This is a genomic window from Clostridium sp. 19966 (assembly GCF_032335695.1).
Classification (GTDB): Bacteria; Bacillota; Clostridia; order Clostridiales; family Clostridiaceae; genus JACTOJ01.
The window spans coordinates 1-21923 of sequence record NZ_JACTOJ010000026.1; the positions used below are offsets into that span (position 1 = coordinate 1).

General features: G+C 33.1%; 20 protein-coding genes. 6 read left to right on the forward strand and 14 right to left on the reverse strand.

Annotated elements, in window-relative coordinates; all coding sequences use genetic code 11:
* Positions 1-208 precede the first annotated feature (208 nt).
* Together dapA and rpsA are read left to right on the forward strand one after the other, a co-directional pair.
* Positions 209-1069, forward strand: coding sequence for a 4-hydroxy-tetrahydrodipicolinate synthase (gene dapA, locus IAI10_RS20035; protein ID WP_315675084.1), 861 nt, complete (start codon positions 209-211; stop codon positions 1067-1069).
* A 16-nt stretch (positions 1070-1085) separates the two neighbouring features.
* Positions 1086-2261, forward strand: coding sequence for a 30S ribosomal protein S1 (gene rpsA, locus IAI10_RS20040; RefSeq protein ID WP_315675085.1), 1176 nt, complete (start codon positions 1086-1088; stop codon positions 2259-2261).
* Positions 2262-2483: 222 nt separating this feature from the next.
* Here rpsA and IAI10_RS20045 read toward each other — a convergent pair whose 3' ends face one another.
* Positions 2484-3746: an Nramp family divalent metal transporter gene (locus IAI10_RS20045; protein WP_315675086.1), complete on the reverse strand. Its 1263-nt coding sequence runs from the start codon at positions 3744-3746 to the stop codon at positions 2484-2486.
* Between the two features lie 231 nt (positions 3747-3977).
* Between IAI10_RS20045 and IAI10_RS20050 the strand changes: the two genes are divergently transcribed.
* Positions 3978-4730, forward strand: coding sequence for a YdcF family protein (locus IAI10_RS20050; RefSeq protein WP_315675087.1), 753 nt, complete (start codon positions 3978-3980; stop codon positions 4728-4730).
* Positions 4731-4851: 121 nt separating this feature from the next.
* On the opposite strand, the gene IAI10_RS20055 is transcribed toward IAI10_RS20050, so the two are convergent.
* The 6 genes from IAI10_RS20055 to IAI10_RS20080 form a co-directional block, all read right to left on the reverse strand.
* Positions 4852-5517, reverse strand: a complete 666-nt coding sequence (locus tag IAI10_RS20055) for a phosphatase PAP2 family protein (protein WP_315675088.1) — start codon at positions 5515-5517, stop codon at positions 4852-4854.
* A gap of 215 nt (positions 5518-5732) precedes the next feature.
* Complete coding sequence (locus tag IAI10_RS20060) at positions 5733-5930, reverse strand: alpha/beta-type small acid-soluble spore protein (protein WP_315675089.1); 198 nt, start codon at positions 5928-5930, stop codon at positions 5733-5735.
* A 105-nt stretch (positions 5931-6035) separates the two neighbouring features.
* A complete protein-coding gene (locus IAI10_RS20065) occupies positions 6036-7109 on the reverse strand; it encodes a Xaa-Pro peptidase family protein (protein WP_315675090.1) in 1074 nt (357 codons plus the stop codon).
* A 90-nt stretch (positions 7110-7199) separates the two neighbouring features.
* Positions 7200-9287 (reverse strand): EAL domain-containing protein, encoded by a 2088-nt coding sequence (locus tag IAI10_RS20070; protein WP_315675091.1) that lies wholly within the window; start codon positions 9285-9287, stop codon positions 7200-7202.
* Between the two features lie 409 nt (positions 9288-9696).
* Positions 9697-12915, reverse strand: coding sequence for a carbamoyl-phosphate synthase large subunit (carB, locus tag IAI10_RS20075; RefSeq protein WP_315675092.1), 3219 nt, complete (start codon positions 12913-12915; stop codon positions 9697-9699).
* Between the two features lie 22 nt (positions 12916-12937).
* Complete coding sequence (locus tag IAI10_RS20080) at positions 12938-13981, reverse strand: carbamoyl phosphate synthase small subunit (RefSeq protein WP_315675093.1); 1044 nt, start codon at positions 13979-13981, stop codon at positions 12938-12940.
* A 315-nt stretch (positions 13982-14296) separates the two neighbouring features.
* Here IAI10_RS20080 and IAI10_RS20085 point away from each other — a divergent pair, with 315 nt between their 5' ends.
* On the forward strand, positions 14297-14884 hold the full coding sequence (locus IAI10_RS20085; RefSeq protein WP_315675094.1) for a hypothetical protein: 588 nt from the start codon (positions 14297-14299) through the stop codon (positions 14882-14884).
* 56 nt (positions 14885-14940) lie between these two features.
* On the opposite strand, the gene IAI10_RS20090 is transcribed toward IAI10_RS20085, so the two are convergent.
* Positions 14941-15537, reverse strand: a complete 597-nt coding sequence (locus IAI10_RS20090) for a hypothetical protein (RefSeq protein WP_315675095.1) — start codon at positions 15535-15537, stop codon at positions 14941-14943.
* Between the two features lie 288 nt (positions 15538-15825).
* Here IAI10_RS20090 and IAI10_RS20095 point away from each other — a divergent pair, with 288 nt between their 5' ends.
* Complete coding sequence (locus IAI10_RS20095) at positions 15826-16239, forward strand: DUF2809 domain-containing protein (protein ID WP_315675096.1); 414 nt, start codon at positions 15826-15828, stop codon at positions 16237-16239.
* Here the strand turns inward: IAI10_RS20095 and IAI10_RS20100 are convergent.
* The 6 genes from IAI10_RS20100 to hisS form a co-directional block, all read right to left on the reverse strand.
* Positions 16216-16749, reverse strand: a complete 534-nt coding sequence (locus IAI10_RS20100; RefSeq protein ID WP_315675097.1) for a DUF4362 domain-containing protein — start codon at positions 16747-16749, stop codon at positions 16216-16218. The genes IAI10_RS20095 and IAI10_RS20100 overlap by 24 nt on opposite strands.
* A 150-nt stretch (positions 16750-16899) precedes the next feature.
* A complete protein-coding gene (gene trxB / locus IAI10_RS20105) occupies positions 16900-17838 on the reverse strand; it encodes a thioredoxin-disulfide reductase (protein WP_315675098.1) in 939 nt (312 codons plus the stop codon).
* Between the two features lie 28 nt (positions 17839-17866).
* Positions 17867-18100 carry a glutaredoxin family protein gene (locus tag IAI10_RS20110; protein ID WP_315675099.1) on the reverse strand — a complete coding sequence of 78 codons (234 nt, stop codon included), beginning with the start codon at positions 18098-18100 and terminating at the stop codon, positions 17867-17869.
* Between the two features lie 93 nt (positions 18101-18193).
* Positions 18194-18739 (reverse strand): glutathione peroxidase, encoded by a 546-nt coding sequence (locus IAI10_RS20115; protein WP_315675100.1) that lies wholly within the window; start codon positions 18737-18739, stop codon positions 18194-18196.
* Positions 18740-18902: 163 nt separating this feature from the next.
* On the reverse strand, positions 18903-19643 hold the full coding sequence (locus IAI10_RS20120; RefSeq protein WP_315675101.1) for a nitroreductase family protein: 741 nt from the start codon (positions 19641-19643) through the stop codon (positions 18903-18905).
* 12 nt (positions 19644-19655) lie between these two features.
* Positions 19656-20948 (reverse strand): histidine--tRNA ligase, encoded by a 1293-nt coding sequence (gene hisS, locus IAI10_RS20125; RefSeq protein WP_315675102.1) that lies wholly within the window; start codon positions 20946-20948, stop codon positions 19656-19658.
* 649 nt (positions 20949-21597) lie between these two features.
* On the opposite strand from hisS, the gene IAI10_RS20130 reads away from it, so the two are divergent.
* On the forward strand, positions 21598-21903 hold the full coding sequence (locus IAI10_RS20130; RefSeq protein WP_315675103.1) for a hypothetical protein: 306 nt from the start codon (positions 21598-21600) through the stop codon (positions 21901-21903).
* The last annotated feature ends 20 nt before the right edge of the window (positions 21904-21923 follow it).

The window sequence follows — 21923 nt, forward strand, 5'->3', positions numbered from 1 at the left end:
TTTTAATTATTATCCATTTTTTAAAAATTATTCATGGATAATTTAGTGGTTATTCTTTTTTTCTTTTTTTAGGGTCAATTGACCCTAAAAATTGGTTTTCAGAATAGCCTTATTTTAAAACATATCCTTATTTTTTTGTAGACATATTTTATAATATCTCATAAAATGAATTTATGGGGTTAACAATATATATAAGGGGGATTATTTCATGGATATTAAAGGAGTATGGCTTCCTATAATTACACCTTTTAATAATGAAAACGTAGATTTCGAATCCTATAAAAAATTGATTGAGCATTACGTGAATACAGGAATAAAAGGCATCATGCCTTTAGGAACCTCTGGAGAAATTCCTACTTTAGATGACGACGAATACGAAGAACTGATTAGTAAAACTGTTGAATATGTTCACGGTAGACTTCCTATATTTATAGGCTTAGGTGGCAATAATACTAAAAAGCTATTAAAGCAGCTTAAGCTGGTTGAAAAATATAAAATAGATGGTATTCTTTCAGTTTCTCCATATTACAGCCGACCTGAGCAAAGAGGAATATATGATCATTTCCGCGCCCTATCAGAGTCCAGCAGCTTAAACATAGTAATATATAATATTCCTTACAGAACAGGAAGAAATATTGAAAATGAAACCTTGATGAAATTAGCGGAGCTTAAAAATATAATTGGTGTTAAAGACTGCTGCGGTGATATAAAACAGACCACTGAACTTATATTTAATAAGCCTGAGGGATTTTCTGTTTTAACTGGAGATGACGGATTATTCTATACTAATCTCACTCTAGGCGGAGATGGTGGAATTCTCGCGTCAAGCCATATAAAAACTGAGACTTTTGTAAAAGTGTATGATTTACTTCAAAGCAATAATTTTAGTGAAGCACTTAAGCTTTGGAAGTCATTATATAAATTTATTCCTTCACTTTTTGAGGAACCTAACCCAGCTCCTATAAAATATTACCTAAATAAAATCGGTATTATAAATTCGGCTGAAGTTAGACTTCCGCTTACTGAAATAAGCGAAGGACTAAAGAAAAAACTTGATAATTTAATATAACAAGGAGTGATTATTAATGGATACACAAAACGAAAATTCCATGGAGGATTTTATGGATGCTATAAATGCTTCCATGAAAAAAATACATGCTGGAGACCTGGTTAATGGCACAGTAATATCAGTTAAGGAAGATGAAGTACTGGTAAATATAGGATATATGACTGATGGAATAATAACTAGAGAAGAATTAAGCTATGACAATAAGCTTTCAGCTTCTGAAATCGTAAAAGCTGGCGATGAAATATACGCTCTAGTATTAGAAATAAATGATGGTGAAGGCAATGTTTCACTATCAAAGAAAGCTGCTGATTCTCTAAAGGTTTGGGAGGATTTAAAGGAAGCTTTTGAAAAAGGAACTTCTCTTAATATCACAGTTAAAGAAGCTGTAAAGGGCGGAGTTACAGCAGATGTAAAAGGAGTAAGAGCTTTTATGCCAGCTTCTCAAATTTCCGTAAGTTATGTAGATAATTTAGCTTCCGTGGTAGGAAAAAGCTTTGAGGCTAAGATAATAGAATTAGACACTGATAAGAAAAGATTGGTTGTATCTGCAAAAGAATTAGAACTACAGGAGCTTGAAACAAAAAAAGAAGCTCTTTGGACTTCACTTAAAAAAGGCGAAAAAAGAACAGGTATTGTTAAAAGACTTGCTAAATTTGGTGCTTTTGTGGACCTTGGCGGAGTGGATGGTTTAGTACATAATAATGATCTTTCCTGGAAGAGAGTAAATAATCCTGGAGAGATTGTCTCTGTAGGCGATACTGTAGAAGTATTTGTACTTGACTTTGATAAATCCGCTGGAAAGATTTCTTTAGGCTTAAAGGATGTAGCAGAGAATCCTTGGAATAAGGCTGAAGACAAATTTGCTGTTGGTAATGTGGTAGAAGGAACTGTTGTCAGACTTGCAGATTTTGGAGCTTTTGTAGAGCTTGAACCTGGTGTAGATGGACTCGTACACATAAGTGAAATATCAGAAGAAAGAATACTTAAGCCTTCAGATGTATTATCCCTCGGACAAAAGGTAAAAGTAAAAATAATTAATATAGATTCAGCTAAGAATAAAATTTCTCTAAGCATAAAAGAAGCTATTGAAAAGCCAAAGGAAGATTATTCTCAATATGTGGATACAGAATCAGGCTTCAGCTTAGCAGATTTACTTAAAGACAAATTAAAAGATATAGACTTTGATAAATAAGGCTATGTTTTAAAAGGATGTTGATAAAGGCTTTGATCGCCTAGGCATGGTTTCTTTCAGAACCCATGTAAAAAACTCTAAGGATAATATCAACATTTTAAAATATAGCCTCTCGAACCGAAGGAAGTTTTAAATCAGTGTAAAAATCAACACTGCTTTAAAACAGAGCCATAAATAAAACAAAAGATGGTGAGTTTTAAAGCTCTCCATCTTTTCAATTTACTAAAGATAGCTTATAAGCAATGCCACATTAAGTATAGATACTATTATACCTATTATCCAAAGAGCAGCCTTATCCATTGATGAATTTGCAAACTTACCCATAACCTTCTTAGAAGAAGTAAGGTATATCTGAGCAAATATAGTTATAGGAAGCTGTATGCTTAAAAACATCTGAGAGTATACCAGTCCTTTAAAAGGATCCGTTATAAGAAATATGATAGCTGCTGCTACTAAAAGTGTTATACATACGCCTATTCTAGTATGTCCATCTTCTATGTCATAAGGCTCTGCATATATCCCCGCATATATACTTCCTCCAGCCATTCCTGCTGTAACTGTAGAAGCCAGCCCGGAGAACAAAAGTGCTACAGCAAATATTATTGAAGCTATGTTTCCTAAAAGAGGAATAAGCATTTGCTGCGCCTGAGCTAATTCTGTAACCTGAATCCTTTTTGAAAAGAATGTAGCCGCAGCGATTAAAATCATAGCACTGTTTATAGCCCACCCTATTATCATAGAAAATATAGTGTCCATAAATTCGTATTTAAGCTGCTTTTTTATAACCTCTTCTTTTTCCAAGTTCCATTGTCTGCTTTGAATTATTTCAGAGTGAAGGAACAAATTGTGCGGCATTACCACCGCTCCTAATACGCTCATTATAACTGGCATGGCACCTATTGGAAAAGTTGGTTTTACCCAGCCTACAGCCGCTTGGCCCCAATTTATATGCACCATGGTTAACTCAAGTATAAAGGATATTCCTATTATTGACACGAATCCTATTATCCAGCGTTCCAGCTTTCTATAAGAATTGCTAAACAACATCCACGCTACAATAACCAAAACTATTATTGTTCCCATTTTAATCGGGATACCAAACAGCATTTCCAGAGCGATTGCTCCTCCTAGAAGTTCAGCCAGAGCAGTTGATACCGATGCAGCCATAGCAGTAATAAGTATAAAGTTCTTTGTTTTTGGTTTCATGTGCTTAGTTGCAGCTTCAGAAAGACAATCTCCTGTAGCTATACCTAAATGAGCTGCATTATGCTGAAGCACAATAAGCATTATTGTGGATAAAGTAACCATCCACAAAAGCTTATATCCATAATCAGCACCTGCAGAAACATTTGAAGCCCAATTACCTGGATCAATAAATCCCACCGTAACTAAAAGACCAGGTCCGATATATTTTATGAAGTCCAATGCCATAAGCCTGGGTTTCTTTGTATCCTTAAAAATTTTTATTCCGAATGGTACTTTCATTTGTACACCTCCCATTGCCATTATTAAAAGCAAATATATTTTCAATCATTTTCAATCAACTATTCTTCTTAGTTATATTATATATATTTTTTACATAATTTTATAGATGTGATGAGAATTATTTTCATAGATCCTTCGTATTTACTTAAAACATATAAAAATTACATTCAAAGCCTTTAGCAGCATTCTTTTAACACATAGGCATATTAATTAACAAGGTGGTGTAAACCTTTGAAAAATAAAATTCTAATTGTTTTTGGAGCTTTAGGAGTAATATATTCCTTAGCATTAAAGGGCTATAGCGTAACCTTCTGGTTTCCTTTATTAATGCTTTCAGTTTTATTTATATTATGGGTGCTTTTAAATATATACTCTTCCCATAATACATCGAAAAAAATACTTAAGACCTTTGTCAAAATAGTAAATGCGGGTGTACTGCTTATATTCTCATCTTTTATCCTTATAGAAGGTCTCATATTATACAACTCCTTCGAGAAAGATAAGGTAGTTCCTGATTATGTAATAATCCTTGGTGCAGGACTTAGAGGCAGCACTCCTTCTCGAGCTCTTTATGATAGACTCAATGAGAGCCTTAAGCTTATAGCTTCTCTTCCTGCAAATGTAGATATAATAGTTACGGGCGGCAAAGGTCCTGGCGAAAGTATAACTGAGGCAGAGGCTATGAAAACTTACTTAGTGAGTAAAGGGGTAGATGAAAAAAGAATAATTGAAGAAAATAAAGCTTCTTCTACTTTTGAGAATATGAAATATTCAAAGGATATAATAGATAAATTAGGGAAGCAAAATTACAAGGTCACTATAATTACGAATAATTTTCATGTACTTAGATCTAAAATATTAGCCAAAAGAGCGGGGTTCAAAGAGGTGTATTGCTGGTCTGCGCCGCTGATGCCTTATATAACTCCAGTTTATTACTTCCGAGAATATTTCGCTATAATAAAATCCGCAGTGCTTGATACATAAAATTGTCTGTGGCAAAACAAATAAAACCATGCATAAATAGATGAATCTCATCTCTATTTATGCATGGTTTTCGTACTATTTAGGGTTTTTATGGTTTATGCAATAGTCACTTATTTGTAAATTAAACTTTTTGAGGAAGCTTAATAACTTCCTTGTACAATGTGATAATTATTCGCTTCAGCCCAGGAATTCCGTTAAATATGACCTCACCTAAATATATGCCTCCAACTACATCAATAATAACGTGTTGTTTAACAAATTGAGTAGACAGTATTATAAGCACTCCTATTATGTCTGATGCTATAACTACCCTCTTGTCTTTATCCGAAATAGAGTGTATTCCCCTCATTACCACATAGCTTTCCAACACATGAAGGCTTGGGAAGCAATTGTAGGGCTTATCCGTAGAATAAATAAACATAACCAGCTTGCTGAATATGTCACTTCCATCAACAGTAGGTCTTGGCACATAGGTTTGAAATACCAAGAATATAACACAAGAAATTCCCATACCTAGAAGCAAGCTAGAAATAGTTCGGTAATATACTTTTGCATCCTTTGAACATATATATACCATGCCTAAAAATATGTATGGAAACCATAACATATAAAATACTATAAATTCTTTTACAAAAGGTATATAATTATCCAGCGGTGTAATCATTATTTTATATCCGCCATTAACATTATTTACAAGGCCATAAATTGCACCCATAACTGGAATACCTGCCATTAGCAGCAGCTTAGGGAAATTATCCTTTATTGATTTAAATAACCACTTAAACATCATACCCTCTCCAAATTCTCTTGTTCTTTTCCTTTTATAAAAATATATTTTTTTATTTAATCTTATATATTATACTACATATATTATACGAAAGAATCCCCTTTATGTGATAATTTTATATTTTTTTAGAGGAAAGTTATATCAACTTTCTCTTAATGCATAGCCATCTAAAAAAGGAACACTCAAAAGAGCGTTCCTTTTTTATCTCATTTAGATTAAAGAGATTTTTCGTAGGCTTCAACCATTCTCTTAACCATTTCTCCGCCTACTGAACCATTTTGTCTAGAGGTAAGATTTCCTTTATCTACGTGATCATAGTTGCTTAATCCTATTTCACTTGCTACCTCTTCCTTAAATTGACTCAAACCACTCTTTGCTTCAGGTATTAGTGTTCTATTTCCTCTACTTGCCATTTCTAATTCCTCCTTTTTTAATTGGTTTGTATTATAAGTTTGCTCATTTTAGAATTATATAAACTATAAAAATAGAGGCAAGCAGACCATCTTTTGCTAATTTTTTTATTCTACTATTTGCAAGTCTTTTGTATAGCTATTTAGCACTTCTGCACCCTTATCCGTCACAACTACCAAGTCCTCTATTCTCACTCCTAGGTTGCCAGGCAAGTATATTCCTGGTTCTATGGAAAATATCATCCCTGGCTCTGCTATCATATCGTTAACTGAGCTTACATCTGGGAATTCATGTACATCTATACCTATATTGTGTCCAGTTCTATGGGTAAAATATTTACCATAGCCTCCATTTTCTATAACATTTCTTGATGCCCTATCTATATCACTAAATTTAACTCCTGGCTTTACTGCAGCTATACCTGCTAGATTAGCTTCAAGTACTAGATTATAAACTTTTTTTGCTTCCTCACTCACCTGTTTATAAAATACTGTTCTAGTCATGTCAGAGCAATATCTATTAGTTAATCCACCTATATCTAATATTACACTGTCACCAGCTTTTAATTTACTTCTATCTGAATCATGATGAGGTTCAGCGGCATTCTTACCATATGCAATAAGAGGATAGAAAGAAAATGCATCTGTACCTTCTTTTTCATAAAGGCCTGCTAAAAGCTTACACATAGTCTTTTCATCATAGTCTTCCTTTAGAAGTTTTATAGCTTCAGCTACTACCTTATCATTAACCTTTGAAGCCTCTTTCATAAGCTTTATCTCTTCTTCATCTTTTATCATTCTTACTTCATCTATCAAAGGTGAACCATTTATCAATGATAATTCTCTTTTCAAATTCATTAGTCTTATTAAAAAGTGGCTAGGCCAATTTTTATCCACAGCTAGTTTTTTATTTTCCACAGTTTCAGCTAAAATTTTCACAGAATCCTCAGTATCATTATATACAACCAATTCTGCGCCTAAATCTTCCTCAATGGGAAATAGTGCATTTATATAAAGCTTGCAGCTTCCATCAGTATTTATGTACAAAACCAGCATTCTCTCACCTGGTTCAATCCATTTCCCTGTAAGATAAAATATCGAAGCTGGTGAGGATATTATCATCTGCTCAATAGAATTGTTTTTCATTTTATTTAATAATTTATTTAATCTTTCTTTTTTCAAAGTAATCCCTCCAATACTTTAAACGTCTAACATTATTATACTCCAAATTAATATTAAAAAAGCTATAATACCAAAATTATAGCTTTTTAATTAATTTGCCTTTTTATGCCTTATACTTTTTTCAATATCTTTTTTGTACATAGGTCTTCCCAAGTAAAATCCTTGAATATTCCCGCATTTGCATTTTGTTAAATATTGAAGCTGTTCTTTCGTTTCCACACCTTCTGCTAAAGTTTCCATACCTAAGGTATGCGCTAGTGAAATTATTGAATCCACTAAATTCTTATCTCTATTTACTAAATCTATCTGATCTACAAAGCTTTTATCAATTTTCAAAAGATTGATAGGCAGTCTTTGAAGATATCTCATAGAAGAATATCCAGTTCCAAAATCATCAAGAGATATGCTTATATTATTTTCTCTTAGCTCATCAAGAATTTTCACCACATATTCAAAGTTATCTATTAATATGTTTTCTGTTATTTCTATCTCTAAATTGCTAGGATTAAGCTTCGATTTTTTTAATGCGTTTTTTATTATCTCCAAAAATCCTTGACGCATAATTTGCTTTGGAGAAATATTTACAGCTATTTTTATAGCGTCCCCATAGCTGTCAACAAAATATTTTGCATCTCTGCAGGCCTGTTCAATTACCCATTCGCCTATGTCATATATTATTCCCGTTTCTTCCGCAATAGGTATAAAATCCACTGGGCTAACTATACCGAGCTTCTTACTATGCCATCTTATGAGAGCTTCAAAGCCTCTAAGCTTCTTAGTATCTGAGTTATATTGAGGCTGATATGCCAATACAAATTCTTCGTTTATAATGGCCTCTCTCAATAGCTTTTCAATATTTAACTTTTTGATATAATCATTTTTCATTATGCTGTCAAAAAATTGATATGTATTTTTGCCTAATTCTTTTGCTTTATACATAGCCACATCTGCATTTTTCAGTATCTCCGTAGCATTTTCTCCGTCATCTGGAAATATTGCTATACCTATGCTGGCAGTGTTAATTATGAGATCATTTCCTATGTTCATAGGCTTATTTATACCTTGAATAATTTGCTCCAATTTTCCTTCTATATACTCTCTATCTTTTATATTAGGCAGCAATATTGAAAACTCATCCCCACTTAATCTTCCAACTACACCCTTATCTCGTATAAAATATTCAATAATGTTTGCTAGTTGAACTAACACACTGTCTCCAACCGAATGACCAAAAGTATCATTGATTCTCTTAAAGTTGTCTATATCTATAAAAATATACGCGAACTTTGTTCTATTCTCTTGAGCTACTTCTATAGTTTCAGCCAGCTTTTCCATAAAAAGTCCCCTGTTTGCTAGATCTGTAAGCAAATCATAATAGGCCATTTTTTTAGCTGTTTTTTCACTTTCTTTAACGCTGGTTATATCGTGACATGACCCAGTTATAGCTATAATATTTCCTTTTAAATCAAACACAGGAGTTATATTAATTCTGTAATATACCTTCTTACCTTGAAAAACTTCTTTAACTTCTTTTACAATGAATCTCTTGGTAGAAATCACTTCATTAGTTATAGCATTCCAGTCATCAATAAATTTTTCACTCTTCACTAAATCTTCAATCTTTTTGCCTATAATCTGATCTTGGGTCTTGCCTATGATATGGCAAAAGCTTTTATTTACTGCGATAAACTTACCTTCAATATCGTAGCTATACATAATATCTTGTGTAGTATTTACGAGCAATCTGTATTGATGTTCTCTAGATATTATTTTTTCAATTTCGTTATTATAATGAGGTTGTATTGTCTTAAGACTATTTACATCAATTATGGAAGTAATAAAAGATTCTTCATCCACTTTATATCCATTTACGAAAATACATTTATCTAAATCCATTAAATAATTTTCAAAAACTACTACATCTTCCCTGCAAATTATCTTTGAAAAAAACTTCATCCATTCATTCATTGCTTCATATTTTAAAGAGAATAATTCGGTAAAATTTTTCCCAACTATTTCTTCTCTTCTTTTGCCCATAATTTTTATAAAAGTCTCATTAATATCTAAATATGTGCAGTCTGAAACTGCTCCATTCGTATCCCTAACAATTTTATGATAAGCCAATCCATTGGGCATATTTTCTAAAGCAGCATTAATAAACTCATCTGAATATTTCATATTACACCTCATTATAGCATCAATAAAAATCAATATATATTTTATTATTCTGCATTTCTATATCTGTCTAATTTATTTAACATATTTCAACACTTAAAAGGAAAATTTCTCTAATATGCAACTTAAATATGCTCATTTAAGAAAATTATATCATACTTATTCGATATTTTAAAAATAATTCTTACGACATTTAAAAAAACATATTAATTTTTTAAATATTCTATAAATAATATACTCATCATAGTATTTTATTAATTTTTTTGTCGAATATTTGATTGTATATTATTTTTGCAATAAATTTGCTATGATATTAATTATCAAGCAAAAAAACTGTTGCAATACTAACCTTTAGTTAGTGCTGCAACAGCTCTTTATTAAAATCTATACTCTAAAACAAAGCCTTATTAAATTATATCTCACCCATGTTATATACTTCCATAGAATCAACATTTACTTCTTTCCCCAGCTTCTCTGTAATTTCTGCCAAAGCTTTCATAGTGTCTAAAGCAGTTATTACCTCTATGTTTCTTTCTATGGCAGTTCTTCTTATTATAAAGCCATCTCTATGAGAATCATTTCCCTTGGTTGGAGTATTTATTACTAAATCAACCCCTGCATTTTTTAATAAGCTTATTATATTAGGCTCTTCTTCTTTAATTCTTCTTATATCTTCTACAGCTATGTTTTCATCCCTTAAAAGCTTAGCTGTTCCAGTAGTAGATATGAAGCTGTAGCCTAGGCTTGAAAGTTTTTTAGCTATCTCTAGGAATTCATCCTTATCATGATCATTTACAGTAGCAAGTATTTTTCCTGTCTTATGCTCAAGCTGCATATCCGCTGCCAAGAACCCTTTATATAGAGCCTCGTATATATTTTTTCCTACTCCTAAGACCTCTCCAGTGGATCTCATTTCAGGTCCTAAGGATATCTCAACTCTTGGAAGCTTCTGCGTTGAGAATACCGGTACCTTTACAGCCACTATGTCTGGTTCCTTATATATGTCTATTCCGTAGTTTAAATTCTTAAGTTTTTCTCCCAGCATTACCTTAGTAGCTATTTCAACAATGGGAACTCCGCTTACCTTGCTTATATATGGAACAGTTCTGCTGGCTCTTGGGTTAACTTCTATTACATATAGATTGTTTTTGAATTCTATAAATTGGATGTTTATCATTCCCTTTATGCCTATTTCAATAGCCAGCTTCTTAGTGTACTCAAGCACCTTAGCTTTAATATCCTGAGACAGATTCTGAGCTGGATACATAGTTATGCTGTCTCCTGAATGTATTCCTGCTCTCTCAAGGTGCTCCATAACTCCAGGTATAAGAACATTCTCTCCGTCGCAGATAGCATCCACCTCTATCTCTCTTCCCATAAGATATTTATCTATCAGAACTGGATTCTTCTTATCCTTTTCGAAGGCATTTTCAAGGTAGAATCTTAGCTCATTATCTGAGTAAGTTATTTCCATTCCCTGACCGCCAAGCACGTAGGATGGTCTAACCAGCACTGGATATTCTAATTCTTTTGCTTTTGTAAGCCCATCTTCTACTGTCCATATAGCCTTTCCTTTAGGCCTTGCTATATCAAGCTTTTCCAAAAGCTCATCAAACTTTTCTCTATCCTCTGCCATATCTATCTGCTCTGAGCTGGTTCCAAGAATGTATATATTCTTTTCCTTAAAGAATTTAGCAAGCTTTATAGCAGTCTGTCCCCCAAACTGAAGTATAACTCCATAAGGCTTTTCCTTGTCTATTATATTTAGCACATCCTCCTCAGTAAGAGGCTCGAAATACAATTTATCTGATATATCAAAATCAGTACTTACAGTCTCGGGATTGTTGTTTATGATTATTGTTTCTATGCCCATTTTTCTAAGAGCTTTTACTGCATGAACTGAGGCATAGTCAAATTCTATTCCTTGACCTATTCTTATAGGACCTGAGCCTAATACCACTACCTTCTTCTTGTCTGTAACTTCCACTTCATCATATTCATCATAGGTGGAGTAGTAGTAAGGAGAAAGTGCTTCAAATTCTCCTGCGCAGGTATCTACCATCTTATATACAGGCTTTATATCCCATTTGCTTCTAAGCTTATAAACCTCGTCTGGACTTACTCCTAAAAGATTACCTATTCCCTTATCCGCAAAACATTTCTTCTTAAGCTCTACAAGATAATCCCTAGTTATATCTTCCAGCTTCATGGTCTTTAATTCTTCTTCTTTATCCACTATATATTTTATTTTTTCTACAAAGAATATATCTATTCCAGTGATCTGAGATATCATCTCCGGTCTGTAATGTCTTCTTATCATTTCTGCTAGAGCAAATATTCTTTCGTCATCCGCTTCTATTACTTCTTCCTTTAGCTCACTTAGACTTAGCTGCTTCATCTTCTTATGCTCTAAAGTATATCTATTTAGCTCTAAAGATCTTATTCCTTTTAGGAAGGCAGCTTCAAAATTACTTCCTATGGCCATTATTTCTCCTGTTGCCATCATCTTAGTTCCAAGAAGTCTATCTGCACCGTAAAATTTATCGAAAGGCCACTTTGGTATTTTAACTACTACGTAATCTAAAGTAGGCTCAAAGCAGGCAAAGGTCTTTTGAGTAACTGCATTTTTTATTTCATCTAACCCATATCCAAGAGCTATCTTAGCTGCCACCTTCGCTATAGGATAACCTGTAGCCTTTGAAGCTAGTGCTGAGGAACGGCTAACTCTAGGATTTATTTCTATTACTGCATATTCAAAGCTTTCTGGATTTAATGCCAGCTGAACATTACAGCCTCCCTGTATTCCTATAGCATTTATTATATCTATAGAGGCAGTTCTAAGCATTTGATATTCCTTATCTGAAAGTGTCTGGCTAGGAGCTACTACTATGCTGTCTCCAGTATGTATTCCCACTGGATCTACATTTTCCATATTACAAACGGTTATGCAGTTACCGTAACTGTCTCTCATAACCTCATACTCTACTTCCTTCCAGCCCTTTATGCTCTTTTCTATAAGAACCTGGCCTATAGTGCTAAGCGCTAAACCCTGCCCTAATATTATTTCAAGCTCTTCCTCATCGTTAGCTATTCCTCCCCCAGTTCCTCCTAGAGTGTACGCTGGTCTTACAATCACAGGGTACCCTATCTTTTTACTGAAGGCTTTTCCGCTTTCCATATCAGTGACTATATCACTAACTATACAAGGCTGACCTATCTTTTTCATCTCTTCCCTGAAAAGCTCTCTATCCTCACCCTTTTTTATGGATTCAATAGAGGTTCCTATAACTCTTATATTATATTTATCCAATATTCCTTTATCATAAAGCTCTACAGCCAAGTTAAGTCCAGTCTGTCCCCCCATACCTGCAAGAAGACTGTCAGGCTTTTCCTTCTGTATTACCTTTTCCACAAATTCAGCAGTTAAAGGTTCTATATATATTTTATCTGCAGTCTCCTTATCCGTCATAATGGTAGCTGGGTTACTGTTTATAAGCACTACCTCTACTCCGTCCTCCTTAAGTGCCTCACAGGCCTGAGTTCCAGAGTAATCGAATTCTGCAGCCTGACCTATTACTATAGGACCAGAGCCTATTACTAAAACTTTCTTTATATCAACATTTCTTCCCATTACTATCCCTCCATATCTTCAATTAAACTGCTAGAAACTTATCAAATATTTTGTCTACATCCTTTGGACCAGGGCAGGCTTCTGGATGAAATTGCACACTGAATATAGGAAGTGTCTTATGTCTCATTCCCTCTACAGTGTTATCATTCATACTAACATGAGTAACCTCAACTTCTTCTGGCACCTGGCTTACATAGTAGCCATGATTATGAGAGGTTATATACACTCTGTTTTCTTCCAAATCCTTAACGGGATGGTTCCAGCCTCTGTGACCAAACTTCAGCTTTGAGGTTTTTCCTCCAAGAGCTAATGCTAAAAGCTGGTGTCCAAGACATATGCCCACTATAGGCTTCTTTCCTATCAGCTTCTTTATGTTTTCAATAGCCTCTGGTAAATCTTCTGGATCTCCAGGTCCATTTGACAAAAATATGGTATCGGGATTAACCTTAAGTACTTCTTCAGCTTTAGCAGTGGCTGGAAATACTGTAAGCTTGCAGCCTCTAGCCTTAAAGGAACGTATGATATTCTCCTTTATTCCAAAATCCATTATAGCTACATGCTTTCCTTTTCCTTGGATAGTATAGGACTCTTTTGTAGTAACACTTTTAACTGCTTCCTTATTAGTAAAGCTGTCTAGTTTATTTTTTACATAATCCTCACTGAGAGTTTCCAGGGTTATGATTCCTTTCATGGTTCCGTTGTTTCTAAGTATTTTTGTAAGGGCTCTGGTATCTATTCCTTCAAGGCCCACTATCTTGTGATTCTTAAGATAGTCATTAAGCTTCATCTCACATCTGAAATTGTTAGGATAATCGCAGGCTTCTCTTACTATAAAGCCCTTTACCTTAGGTGCTTCTGACTCGCCATCCTCAAGATTCACTCCATAGTTTCCTACTAAAGGATAGGTCATAGTTACTATCTGACCGTAATAGGATGGATCTGTAAGCACCTCCTGGTAACCTGTCATTCCTGTATTAAAAACTACTTCTCCCACAGCTTCTTCTAAATATCCAAAAGCTCTTCCTTCAAAAACCATACCGTTTTCTAATATTAAGCTTGCTTTCATAATAAAAAAACCTCCATTTCTAATTCCGTTATGCACCAAATTGCAAAAATAAAAGGATAATAAAGAGAATTAATTTTTGAAATTATTCTCCCCATTATCCATTACTTTCGTAAACGAGGTTATTTATTAAATTATTATCGTAATATTTTTTCGCATAAAAAAACATGTCAACAACACAACCCCTTTCTGGCCTCACGGGACCAATTTAAAGCGCATTCTTCATATTATTGTAGTTTATTAATTTTAAACTGTCAAGATGCTATTACAAATGTTATAATTAATATTGGTGATTAATTATTGTTTGAGGTTTTATTTATGAAGGTGTTAAATAAGCTTTATAACTACTCTGGATGCCTACTTTATGCTCTTCGTTCCACTGCTTGCAAAAAAGATAAGATTTCTATAAAACCTCCTAAAAATTTTTATATTCTAAATAATGTGCTGCAGGAAAAGCAGATTCATAATGAATGCTCAGGTTACTCTTCTGCCTTCTTACTAAGATACTTCGGTAAATCTGCTGCGGGAATAGATGTATATAATGAAATGAAATTTAAAATTCCTTCTTCAGGCTATGCATTGCCCTTCTCTATCCTAGAAGTATTATCAAGGCATGGCATAGATTATAGAATAATGAGGGGGAATCTTCAAACTTTAAAAGCTAGACTATCCTTAGGCAAGCCTCTTATAGTGCTTATAGGCTATGGTCTTGAATGGCAGCATTACATAACCCTTCTTGGCTATGATGAGGAGAAGAAAGAACTTTATTTTTTTGATTCTCTGAAAAATCCTCTGCCCTCCAGCAAGTTTTCCTGCAATTCCAGTATGAAGGAGGATGCTTTTTTAAGCTTTTGGGAGAATGGGATTCCTTTTTATGAATATATATATCTTGCTCCAAAGGATTAATTTATAATTCTGGAGTAGATGATTATATATTTTAAATAAATAAAAAATCCATGACTTTATCCGCCAACATACATCAACCAAACTTTTATACGGTTATCACTTGGATCATACTCTGATTTTAAAGCTACGAAAAGCTTACTACCTATACTCCAATATTTTTCAGTCAAAAAACCTGTATCGCCCTTTGTTTCTGCACTAAAGAAATTCTTTGTTTCTTCCATAAAAGATTCCTTGCCTTGAACTTTATCATTAAGAGATTGTCCATATTTTTCAACAAGTGCACTATACATACTCATGATAAATATATAAGCCGCTTTATCCCACTGCATTTTATAGGTATTTTCATAAATAATTTGAGACATTTTTTCATTTTTAAAGCTTATATATACTTTTGAAAAGTTCCTTCCCATAACGTTCTGGGGATAGTCATACACATAGGTTGTAATGCCAGAATCGCTTCGATACCATTTTATATCAATTCCTTCTTTTATATCTAAATTGCCAAATACCTCATTTTTATATTTCCCCATATTACTTATAGCTTTATTGGGAGAAACAATATTTTTATTTTTTACTATGTAAGCCAATTCATAACTACCTAAAAATAAAATTAGTGTAAAAATAATGATTATTGCAGAAATGTTTTTTTTCATAATATAGCCATCCTTTTGATTAACTGGATAATTAAATAACACATATGTAATTAGTGAAGAAATATCAACTTTCTCTTATATTTCGTCTATTACCGAATAATTGTTTATACCTACTCTAATAAATTATATATCATTACATTTATTGTAAATTATTTATAGACGCAGCTATTCGCCCTTCTAAATCGCATTTTATTATTTGGTTTTGCTTTAAATCAACATTGCTTTTTACACTTTTATAATGTTAAGTGGTATAATAATTATGAGTTTGTTAACGAGGTGGCTTTATTTATGACGCATAAGGGTAATAGATTACTATATTTATTTCTCACTATTCTAGTAGTTTTGCTAGGACTCTCATCCAGAAAGCTGGCTGATCATTTACCTAATGTAGTTAATACATATTTAGGGGATACTTCATGGGCTCTTATGATATTTTTAGGCTTTGCCTTCTTATTCAAAATGAAAGGCACTAAATTTATTGCTGCTATAAGCTTAGCTTTTTCCTATGCTGTGGAAATAAGTCAGTTATATCATGCACCCTGGATAGATTCAATAAGAAGGACTACTCTTGGAGGTCTCATACTAGGCTATGGCTTTCAATGGAATGATTTATTGTCTTATACGATAGGTGTGGTGATTGGAGTTATAATTGATTTGCTTATATTAAACTTAATAATACTATCTGTCAATAATAGAAATTAAATTAATTTCACGATTTTCATTTGTTTTTATTTTATATACAGTACCATCATTTCCGGATTGTTTATAGATTTCTTCTACTTTATATGTCATTTTCTTTTTATCTCTAGGAGAGGTGAACTTATCTCTTGTTCCGTCCACTACAAGCTTTATTGTCTGGTTATCGTAGCTCAAGTCATATATTATGGCATCGCCCTCCACAGTATAGTTCACGATTCTTACCTTCTCGCCATTTTTTGTCTTTTTGTTATTTACATCTTCTATGAATTTATCCAGCTTCTCTATATTGCTTACCCTTCCTTGGGCATTAGTTACTGCTCCATCTTCCTTGGCTTGCTGAGAACTATATTTATGTGGCAATTTATCCAGCTCCTCGTATGAATTAGTATTTGAAGGACTTTCAACTTGTTGTGATAGCTTATTATTTTTATTTGAACCGTTAGTATTAGATGTACAGGAAAAGGAAAAAACAATTAATACTAATATCAATAAAAGATAATTTAATTTTTTCATCTTCACACCTCCAATAATATAATTATACTATATTATTGACACAGACTAACTATTAAAAGTTCTATTTTTAAAAAATAAAAGGCCGAGGCATAATGCAATGTGCTTCATTACGCTTCAGCCTTATAGTATTGCATCAGGGGGTGATGCAGGCTATTTTCTATTAAGTTCAACTATATATTTTTCCGCAGCTAGTGCAGCTATAGTTCCATCTGCTACAGCAGTGGTAATCTGTCTGAATTGTTTTACTCTAACATCTCCTACTGCATATACACCTTTAACATTGGTAGCCATGTTTTCATCAGTAGGAACGTAACCTTGTCTATCAATGTTTACATAATCTTTAAATAAAGAAGTTTTAGGCTCTGTACCTATATATCCAAACACCGCTTCCAAATCAAGCTCTTTTATTTCATTAGTTTTTGTATTTTTAATTATAGCTTTATTTACAAACTTATCTCCCTGTACATCGACTAAATCCCAATTATACATTATTTCTACCTTAGGATTCTTTACAAGTTCCTCCAATGTAGCTTTTTCGCCCTTGAAGTAATCATATCTTCTTATCATAATAACTTTATCCGCAAATCTAGTTAGAAAAAGTGCTTCCTCTAAAGCTGAATTTCCTCCTCCTACTACTGCTACTGCAGTTCCATCGTACATTGCTCCGTCACACACTGCACAATAGTGAACTCCCTTGCTAGAAAATTTCTCTTCGCTAGGAATTGGTAGCTTTTTAGGTGTTGCACCAGTAGCTATAATAAGTGCCTTAGTTCTATATATATAGTCGTTAGTTTCTACCAACTTTTCATCATCACTAAGAGTTACCTTTACAACATTATCTGAATCATCTATTTTCGCACCTAATTCTTCTGCCTGTTCCTTAAATATATCAGCTAATGCGCCGCCCTCTATAGTCTTAAATCCTGGATAGTTCTCTATAGTATAACTGTTTCTAACCTGTCCTCCTACTATCTGATCCTCTAGCACTAAAAGATTAAGCTTTGCTCTAGCTCCATACATTGCAGCAGTTAACCCTGCTGGTCCACCACCTATTATTAAAAGATCTAAATCCTTTATTTCCTTACTCACACTACCAACTCCTCGCAAATATAAGCTATTAATCTATATTAAGTAATTCATTAAGTTTATTTTTATCAAAGCCTACTACTATGCTTCCATCTATATCTACTACAGGAACACCTCTCTGTCCTGATTTCTCTATCATTTCTTTAGCAGCTTCCCTATCCTTTGAAACATTTATCTCATCATAGGATATGCCATTTGAAGCTAAATATTCCTTTGTTTTAACGCACCATGGACAAGTATTTGTTGTATATATCTTTACGCTCATTATTAATTCCTCCTTGATTTATACCTTTTATATTATCAATACCCTTTTAATTATTGTTATTTGTTAAATTATATTTTATATCATTACCTTTTATTAAAGTAATTTCTCTATTTCAGCTTCCATTGCTGAAGGTTCTGAAGTAGGCTCAAATCTTGCTACCACATTTCCTTCCTTATCTATTAAAAACTTAGTAAAATTCCATTTTACTGAATCCCCTTCTAAATATTCAGGGAAATTTGTTTTAAGCGCATTGTAAAGAGTTTCCCCTATAGGATGTTTCATATCAAAACCCTCAAAACCTTTTTCTTTTGTTAAATAGTTAAATAACGGATGTGCATTTTCCCCTCTGACATCAATCTTTTCAAACATCTTGAAGGAAACCCCATAGTTTAACTGGCAAAAATTCTTTATTTCTCCGCTTTCCCCAGGCTCCTGACCTGCAAACTGGTTACATGGAAAGCCAAGTATTTCTAATCCTTTATCATTGTACTTTGAATATAAAGCTTCTAAACCTTCATATTGTGGTGTAAATCCACATTTGCTGGCTGTATTTACTATCACTACTACCTTTCCTTTGTAATCTGAAAGATTTATGTCATCGCCATCTATGTCTTTTAATTTAAAATCATATATACTCATTTTATTCACCTCAATTTATTATTTGATACAATTAAATTGTATACAATTTGTATTTGTATGTCAATATAATTTTAAAAATATTTTTGTGAATATTCTTTAAAAGAAATCGGCTCACCAAGAGAGCCGATTTCCCTAATAACTATTAATTCTTACATCTTACTTCTTAATTGAAATTTTTCAAGTACTCTTCTGCAGATCTGCTCATCTCTCTTGAGAAATCAGACATATACTTCCTATTGCAGAAGGCTTTTATATCTTCATCTATATTTCTTCCCGCCAGTCCTGCCTTCTCATTTCTATCTTCATGCATATTAATGTGTTCCTCTTTAGATAAGCTGCGATATCTATTTTCAAACACTATATATTGCTTATCGAATCTTACAGGTTTCTTTCTTTTCTTCTGTGCTTCTTCTGGATATCCGTATACTACCATACAGGCAGGAATTACATAATCCGGAAGATTTAAAGTTTCTCTGATCTCTTCGCAGTTTTCAATTATATCTCCAATGTAGCAGGAACCAAGCCCTAAGGCTTCCGCTGCTATAACCGTGTTTTGAGCTGCTATCAATGCATCTGCACAAGCTAGAAGTATATCTCCTTTTCCTGGTTTCCTTGGATTGCAGCCTTCGTAATCAAAGGTGTCATACCACCTTTGATAATCAGCTAGAAATACTAGCACTAATGGAGCTTTAGCTATAAAGGGCTGATTGTCACATAAAACCGAAAGCTTTTCTTTAAGAGAAGCTTCTGTTATATCTATAATGCTGTAAAGCATCATGCCTCCCGCTGTAGGCGCTTCAAAAGCTGCATTAAGTATTTCTTCCTTCTTTTCAGCTTCTACTTTTCTATCTTGAAATACTCGCATGGACTTTCTGTTTTTTATTAATTCAATAACTTCATTCATTAATATTCCCCCCTATATTTCTTGCAAGGATTTAATTATTTGCTGTCCGCTTGACATATCTTTTATAACTACTTGATTTTTACTTACTTCATCCTCACCTATTATGATAACATTATTTACTCCTAACTTATTAGCATAATTTAATTTTTTCTTCAATTTTTCCTCTTCCAGGTATATGTCGATTTTAAAGCCTTTGTCCCTTAATATTTTTCCTACCTTAAAACAATATTCTACAGTGTCACCCATAGGTATTATAAGATAATCCAATTTTTCAGAGGAATTATAATTTTTAATAAAACCTATTTCTTGAAGCACAAAAAACAATCTAGTAAGTCCGATAGACATTCCCACTCCAGGAAGCACATTATCACTGTAAACCTGAGCTAGGTTGTCGTACCTTCCTCCAGAACAGATTGAACCAAAGCTTTCATTTCCGCACAAAATGGTTTCAAAAACTGTTCCCGTATAATAATCAAGGCCTCTTATTATTTTAAAATCTATAACATATTCTCTTTCATCAACCCCGAAAATTTCTAAATATTTTATAACTGTTTCCAGTTCCTTTATTCCTTCCTGGAAAACAGAATTGCTTACATTAAGCTCCTGCAATCTAGCTATTACTGCTGAGCCTTTCTCATTTATAGCAATGACGCTGCTTATGAAGTCAGCCTTTTCTTCTCCTGCCAATTCTATTAACTCTCTTGAAAAATCAGCTTTATCTATTTTGTCATATTTATCTATAAGCCTCATAATATCTACACTGTTATCCAGCAAAAGCTCTTTAAAAATTCCCGATAATATCTTTCTATTACTTATCTGAAATTTATAATTTTCTATGCCTATGCTTTTCAGTGCCTGAGATGCTAGACTTATTACAAACGCATCATTTTTTATATCTAGCTTTCCATTTCCAATTATATCTGCATCACATTGATAGAATTCTCTGTATCTGCCCTTCTGATTTCTTTCACCTCTATAGGATTTTCCTATCTGATATCTTTTAAAAGGAAAGTTTAAATCATTGAAATATTGAGCTACGTATCTTGCTAGAGGAACTGTCAGATCGAATCTTAGGGCTAATCGTCTATCCCCTTTAGTAAAGCTGTACATTTGTTTTTCCGTTTCTCCTGCAGATTTTGCAAGCAATACCTCCTCTTTTTCTATCACTGGAGTATCCATAGGTGCAAGCCCATTTGCCTCATATACTGAGCTTATTTTACTAGCTATATCATTGAATATCCTCTGTTCTTCAGGTAAAAGCTCCATAAAGCCCGGTAGTATAGATGGTTTAATTTTTTCTATCATAATAAAATCTCCTTTACAAATTCAAATATTTTCTTTAATTTATGGTTCTGTTTTATTTTCCCAAGCATAAAAGCCGTGTAGGCTTATCTACACGGCTTAACAAGAAATCATGGTTCTAATACTTATACTCACCAGCAGATACAAGCCCAACAGCGAATCTAGACTTGTATCTGCTATAAAAGCGACACAAGTCTGCTAGTGATGGTGATGGAATTTTACAAAGCTATTAGATACCATAATAAACCCTCCTAATTTGAATTATAATAATTATATAGCTATTATAATTCATAGTCAACTTACCTAAAAACTATTTTTAGCGCATATTTTGTAGAATAAATTGTTTACATTTCTGTTGTTTCTTAAAAAATTTATATAGATTGCCTATTAAATTAGTGCTATAATAACTCTATGGTTAAATTATAGCAATTTTCAAACTATTTTACAGCTTATTATATATAAGTGATATAGTTTTATAAGAGTAAATTTTATTTGCACATTCATGTAAACAATTACACCGCTATATTTATTTAATTTACTGCATATATTACTTATAAACCTATATATTTATATACAGATTTTCCAAACTATAATATTTACTATCACTTCCTATTTAATCCTATAAAAATAAAGAGAGAGGTGCTTCACTGATATGTTTTTTTATGATGAGAATAAGAAAACAGTCGCTGGAATTTCATTAGTGGCATATGATGAAGATTATAATTCATCATTACCTAAAAATGTTTCTATAGTATCTGAAGAAGATATTGAAACAAACTTTGGTCCTGGCAAACTTATAACTCTCAAAACTGCTAAGAGTATAGTAAATGGCAACCCCAACGAACAGTTGGAATTTCATGCGCTAATTCCTATGAAAGGCAGCAATATAGCACAGGATTTTTGGGCAAAAGGTTCAAATAAAGATGCCCTTCTAAGCATGATAAGCATTGAGAATTAGTTTTTAAACTCTTATTAATC

Excerpts from the sequence above, each read along its gene's own strand:
- dapA (WP_315675084.1), top strand. The coding sequence starts at position 209 with ATGGATATTAAAGGAGTATGGCTTCCTATAATTACACCTTTTAATAAT.
- rpsA (WP_315675085.1), top strand. The coding sequence starts at position 1,086 with ATGGATACACAAAACGAAAATTCCATGGAGGATTTTATGGATGCTATA.
- IAI10_RS20045 (WP_315675086.1), bottom strand. The coding sequence starts at position 3,746 with ATGAAAGTACCATTCGGAATAAAAATTTTTAAGGATACAAAGAAACCC.
- IAI10_RS20055 (WP_315675088.1), bottom strand. The coding sequence starts at position 5,517 with ATGTTTAAGTGGTTATTTAAATCAATAAAGGATAATTTCCCTAAGCTG.
- IAI10_RS20060 (WP_315675089.1), bottom strand. The coding sequence starts at position 5,930 with ATGGCAAGTAGAGGAAATAGAACACTAATACCTGAAGCAAAGAGTGGT.
- IAI10_RS20070 (WP_315675091.1), bottom strand. The coding sequence starts at position 9,287 with ATGAAATATTCAGATGAGTTTATTAATGCTGCTTTAGAAAATATGCCC.
- carB (WP_315675092.1), bottom strand. The coding sequence starts at position 12,915 with ATGGGAAGAAATGTTGATATAAAGAAAGTTTTAGTAATAGGCTCTGGT.
- IAI10_RS20080 (WP_315675093.1), bottom strand. The coding sequence starts at position 13,981 with ATGAAAGCAAGCTTAATATTAGAAAACGGTATGGTTTTTGAAGGAAGA.
- IAI10_RS20085 (WP_315675094.1), top strand. The coding sequence starts at position 14,297 with ATGAAGGTGTTAAATAAGCTTTATAACTACTCTGGATGCCTACTTTAT.
- IAI10_RS20090 (WP_315675095.1), bottom strand. The coding sequence starts at position 15,537 with ATGAAAAAAAACATTTCTGCAATAATCATTATTTTTACACTAATTTTA.
- IAI10_RS20095 (WP_315675096.1), top strand. The coding sequence starts at position 15,826 with ATGACGCATAAGGGTAATAGATTACTATATTTATTTCTCACTATTCTA.
- IAI10_RS20100 (WP_315675097.1), bottom strand. The coding sequence starts at position 16,749 with ATGAAAAAATTAAATTATCTTTTATTGATATTAGTATTAATTGTTTTT.
- IAI10_RS20110 (WP_315675099.1), bottom strand. The coding sequence starts at position 18,100 with ATGAGCGTAAAGATATATACAACAAATACTTGTCCATGGTGCGTTAAA.
- IAI10_RS20115 (WP_315675100.1), bottom strand. The coding sequence starts at position 18,739 with ATGAGTATATATGATTTTAAATTAAAAGACATAGATGGCGATGACATA.
- IAI10_RS20120 (WP_315675101.1), bottom strand. The coding sequence starts at position 19,643 with ATGAATGAAGTTATTGAATTAATAAAAAACAGAAAGTCCATGCGAGTA.
- hisS (WP_315675102.1), bottom strand. The coding sequence starts at position 20,948 with ATGATAGAAAAAATTAAACCATCTATACTACCGGGCTTTATGGAGCTT.
- IAI10_RS20130 (WP_315675103.1), top strand. The coding sequence starts at position 21,598 with ATGTTTTTTTATGATGAGAATAAGAAAACAGTCGCTGGAATTTCATTA.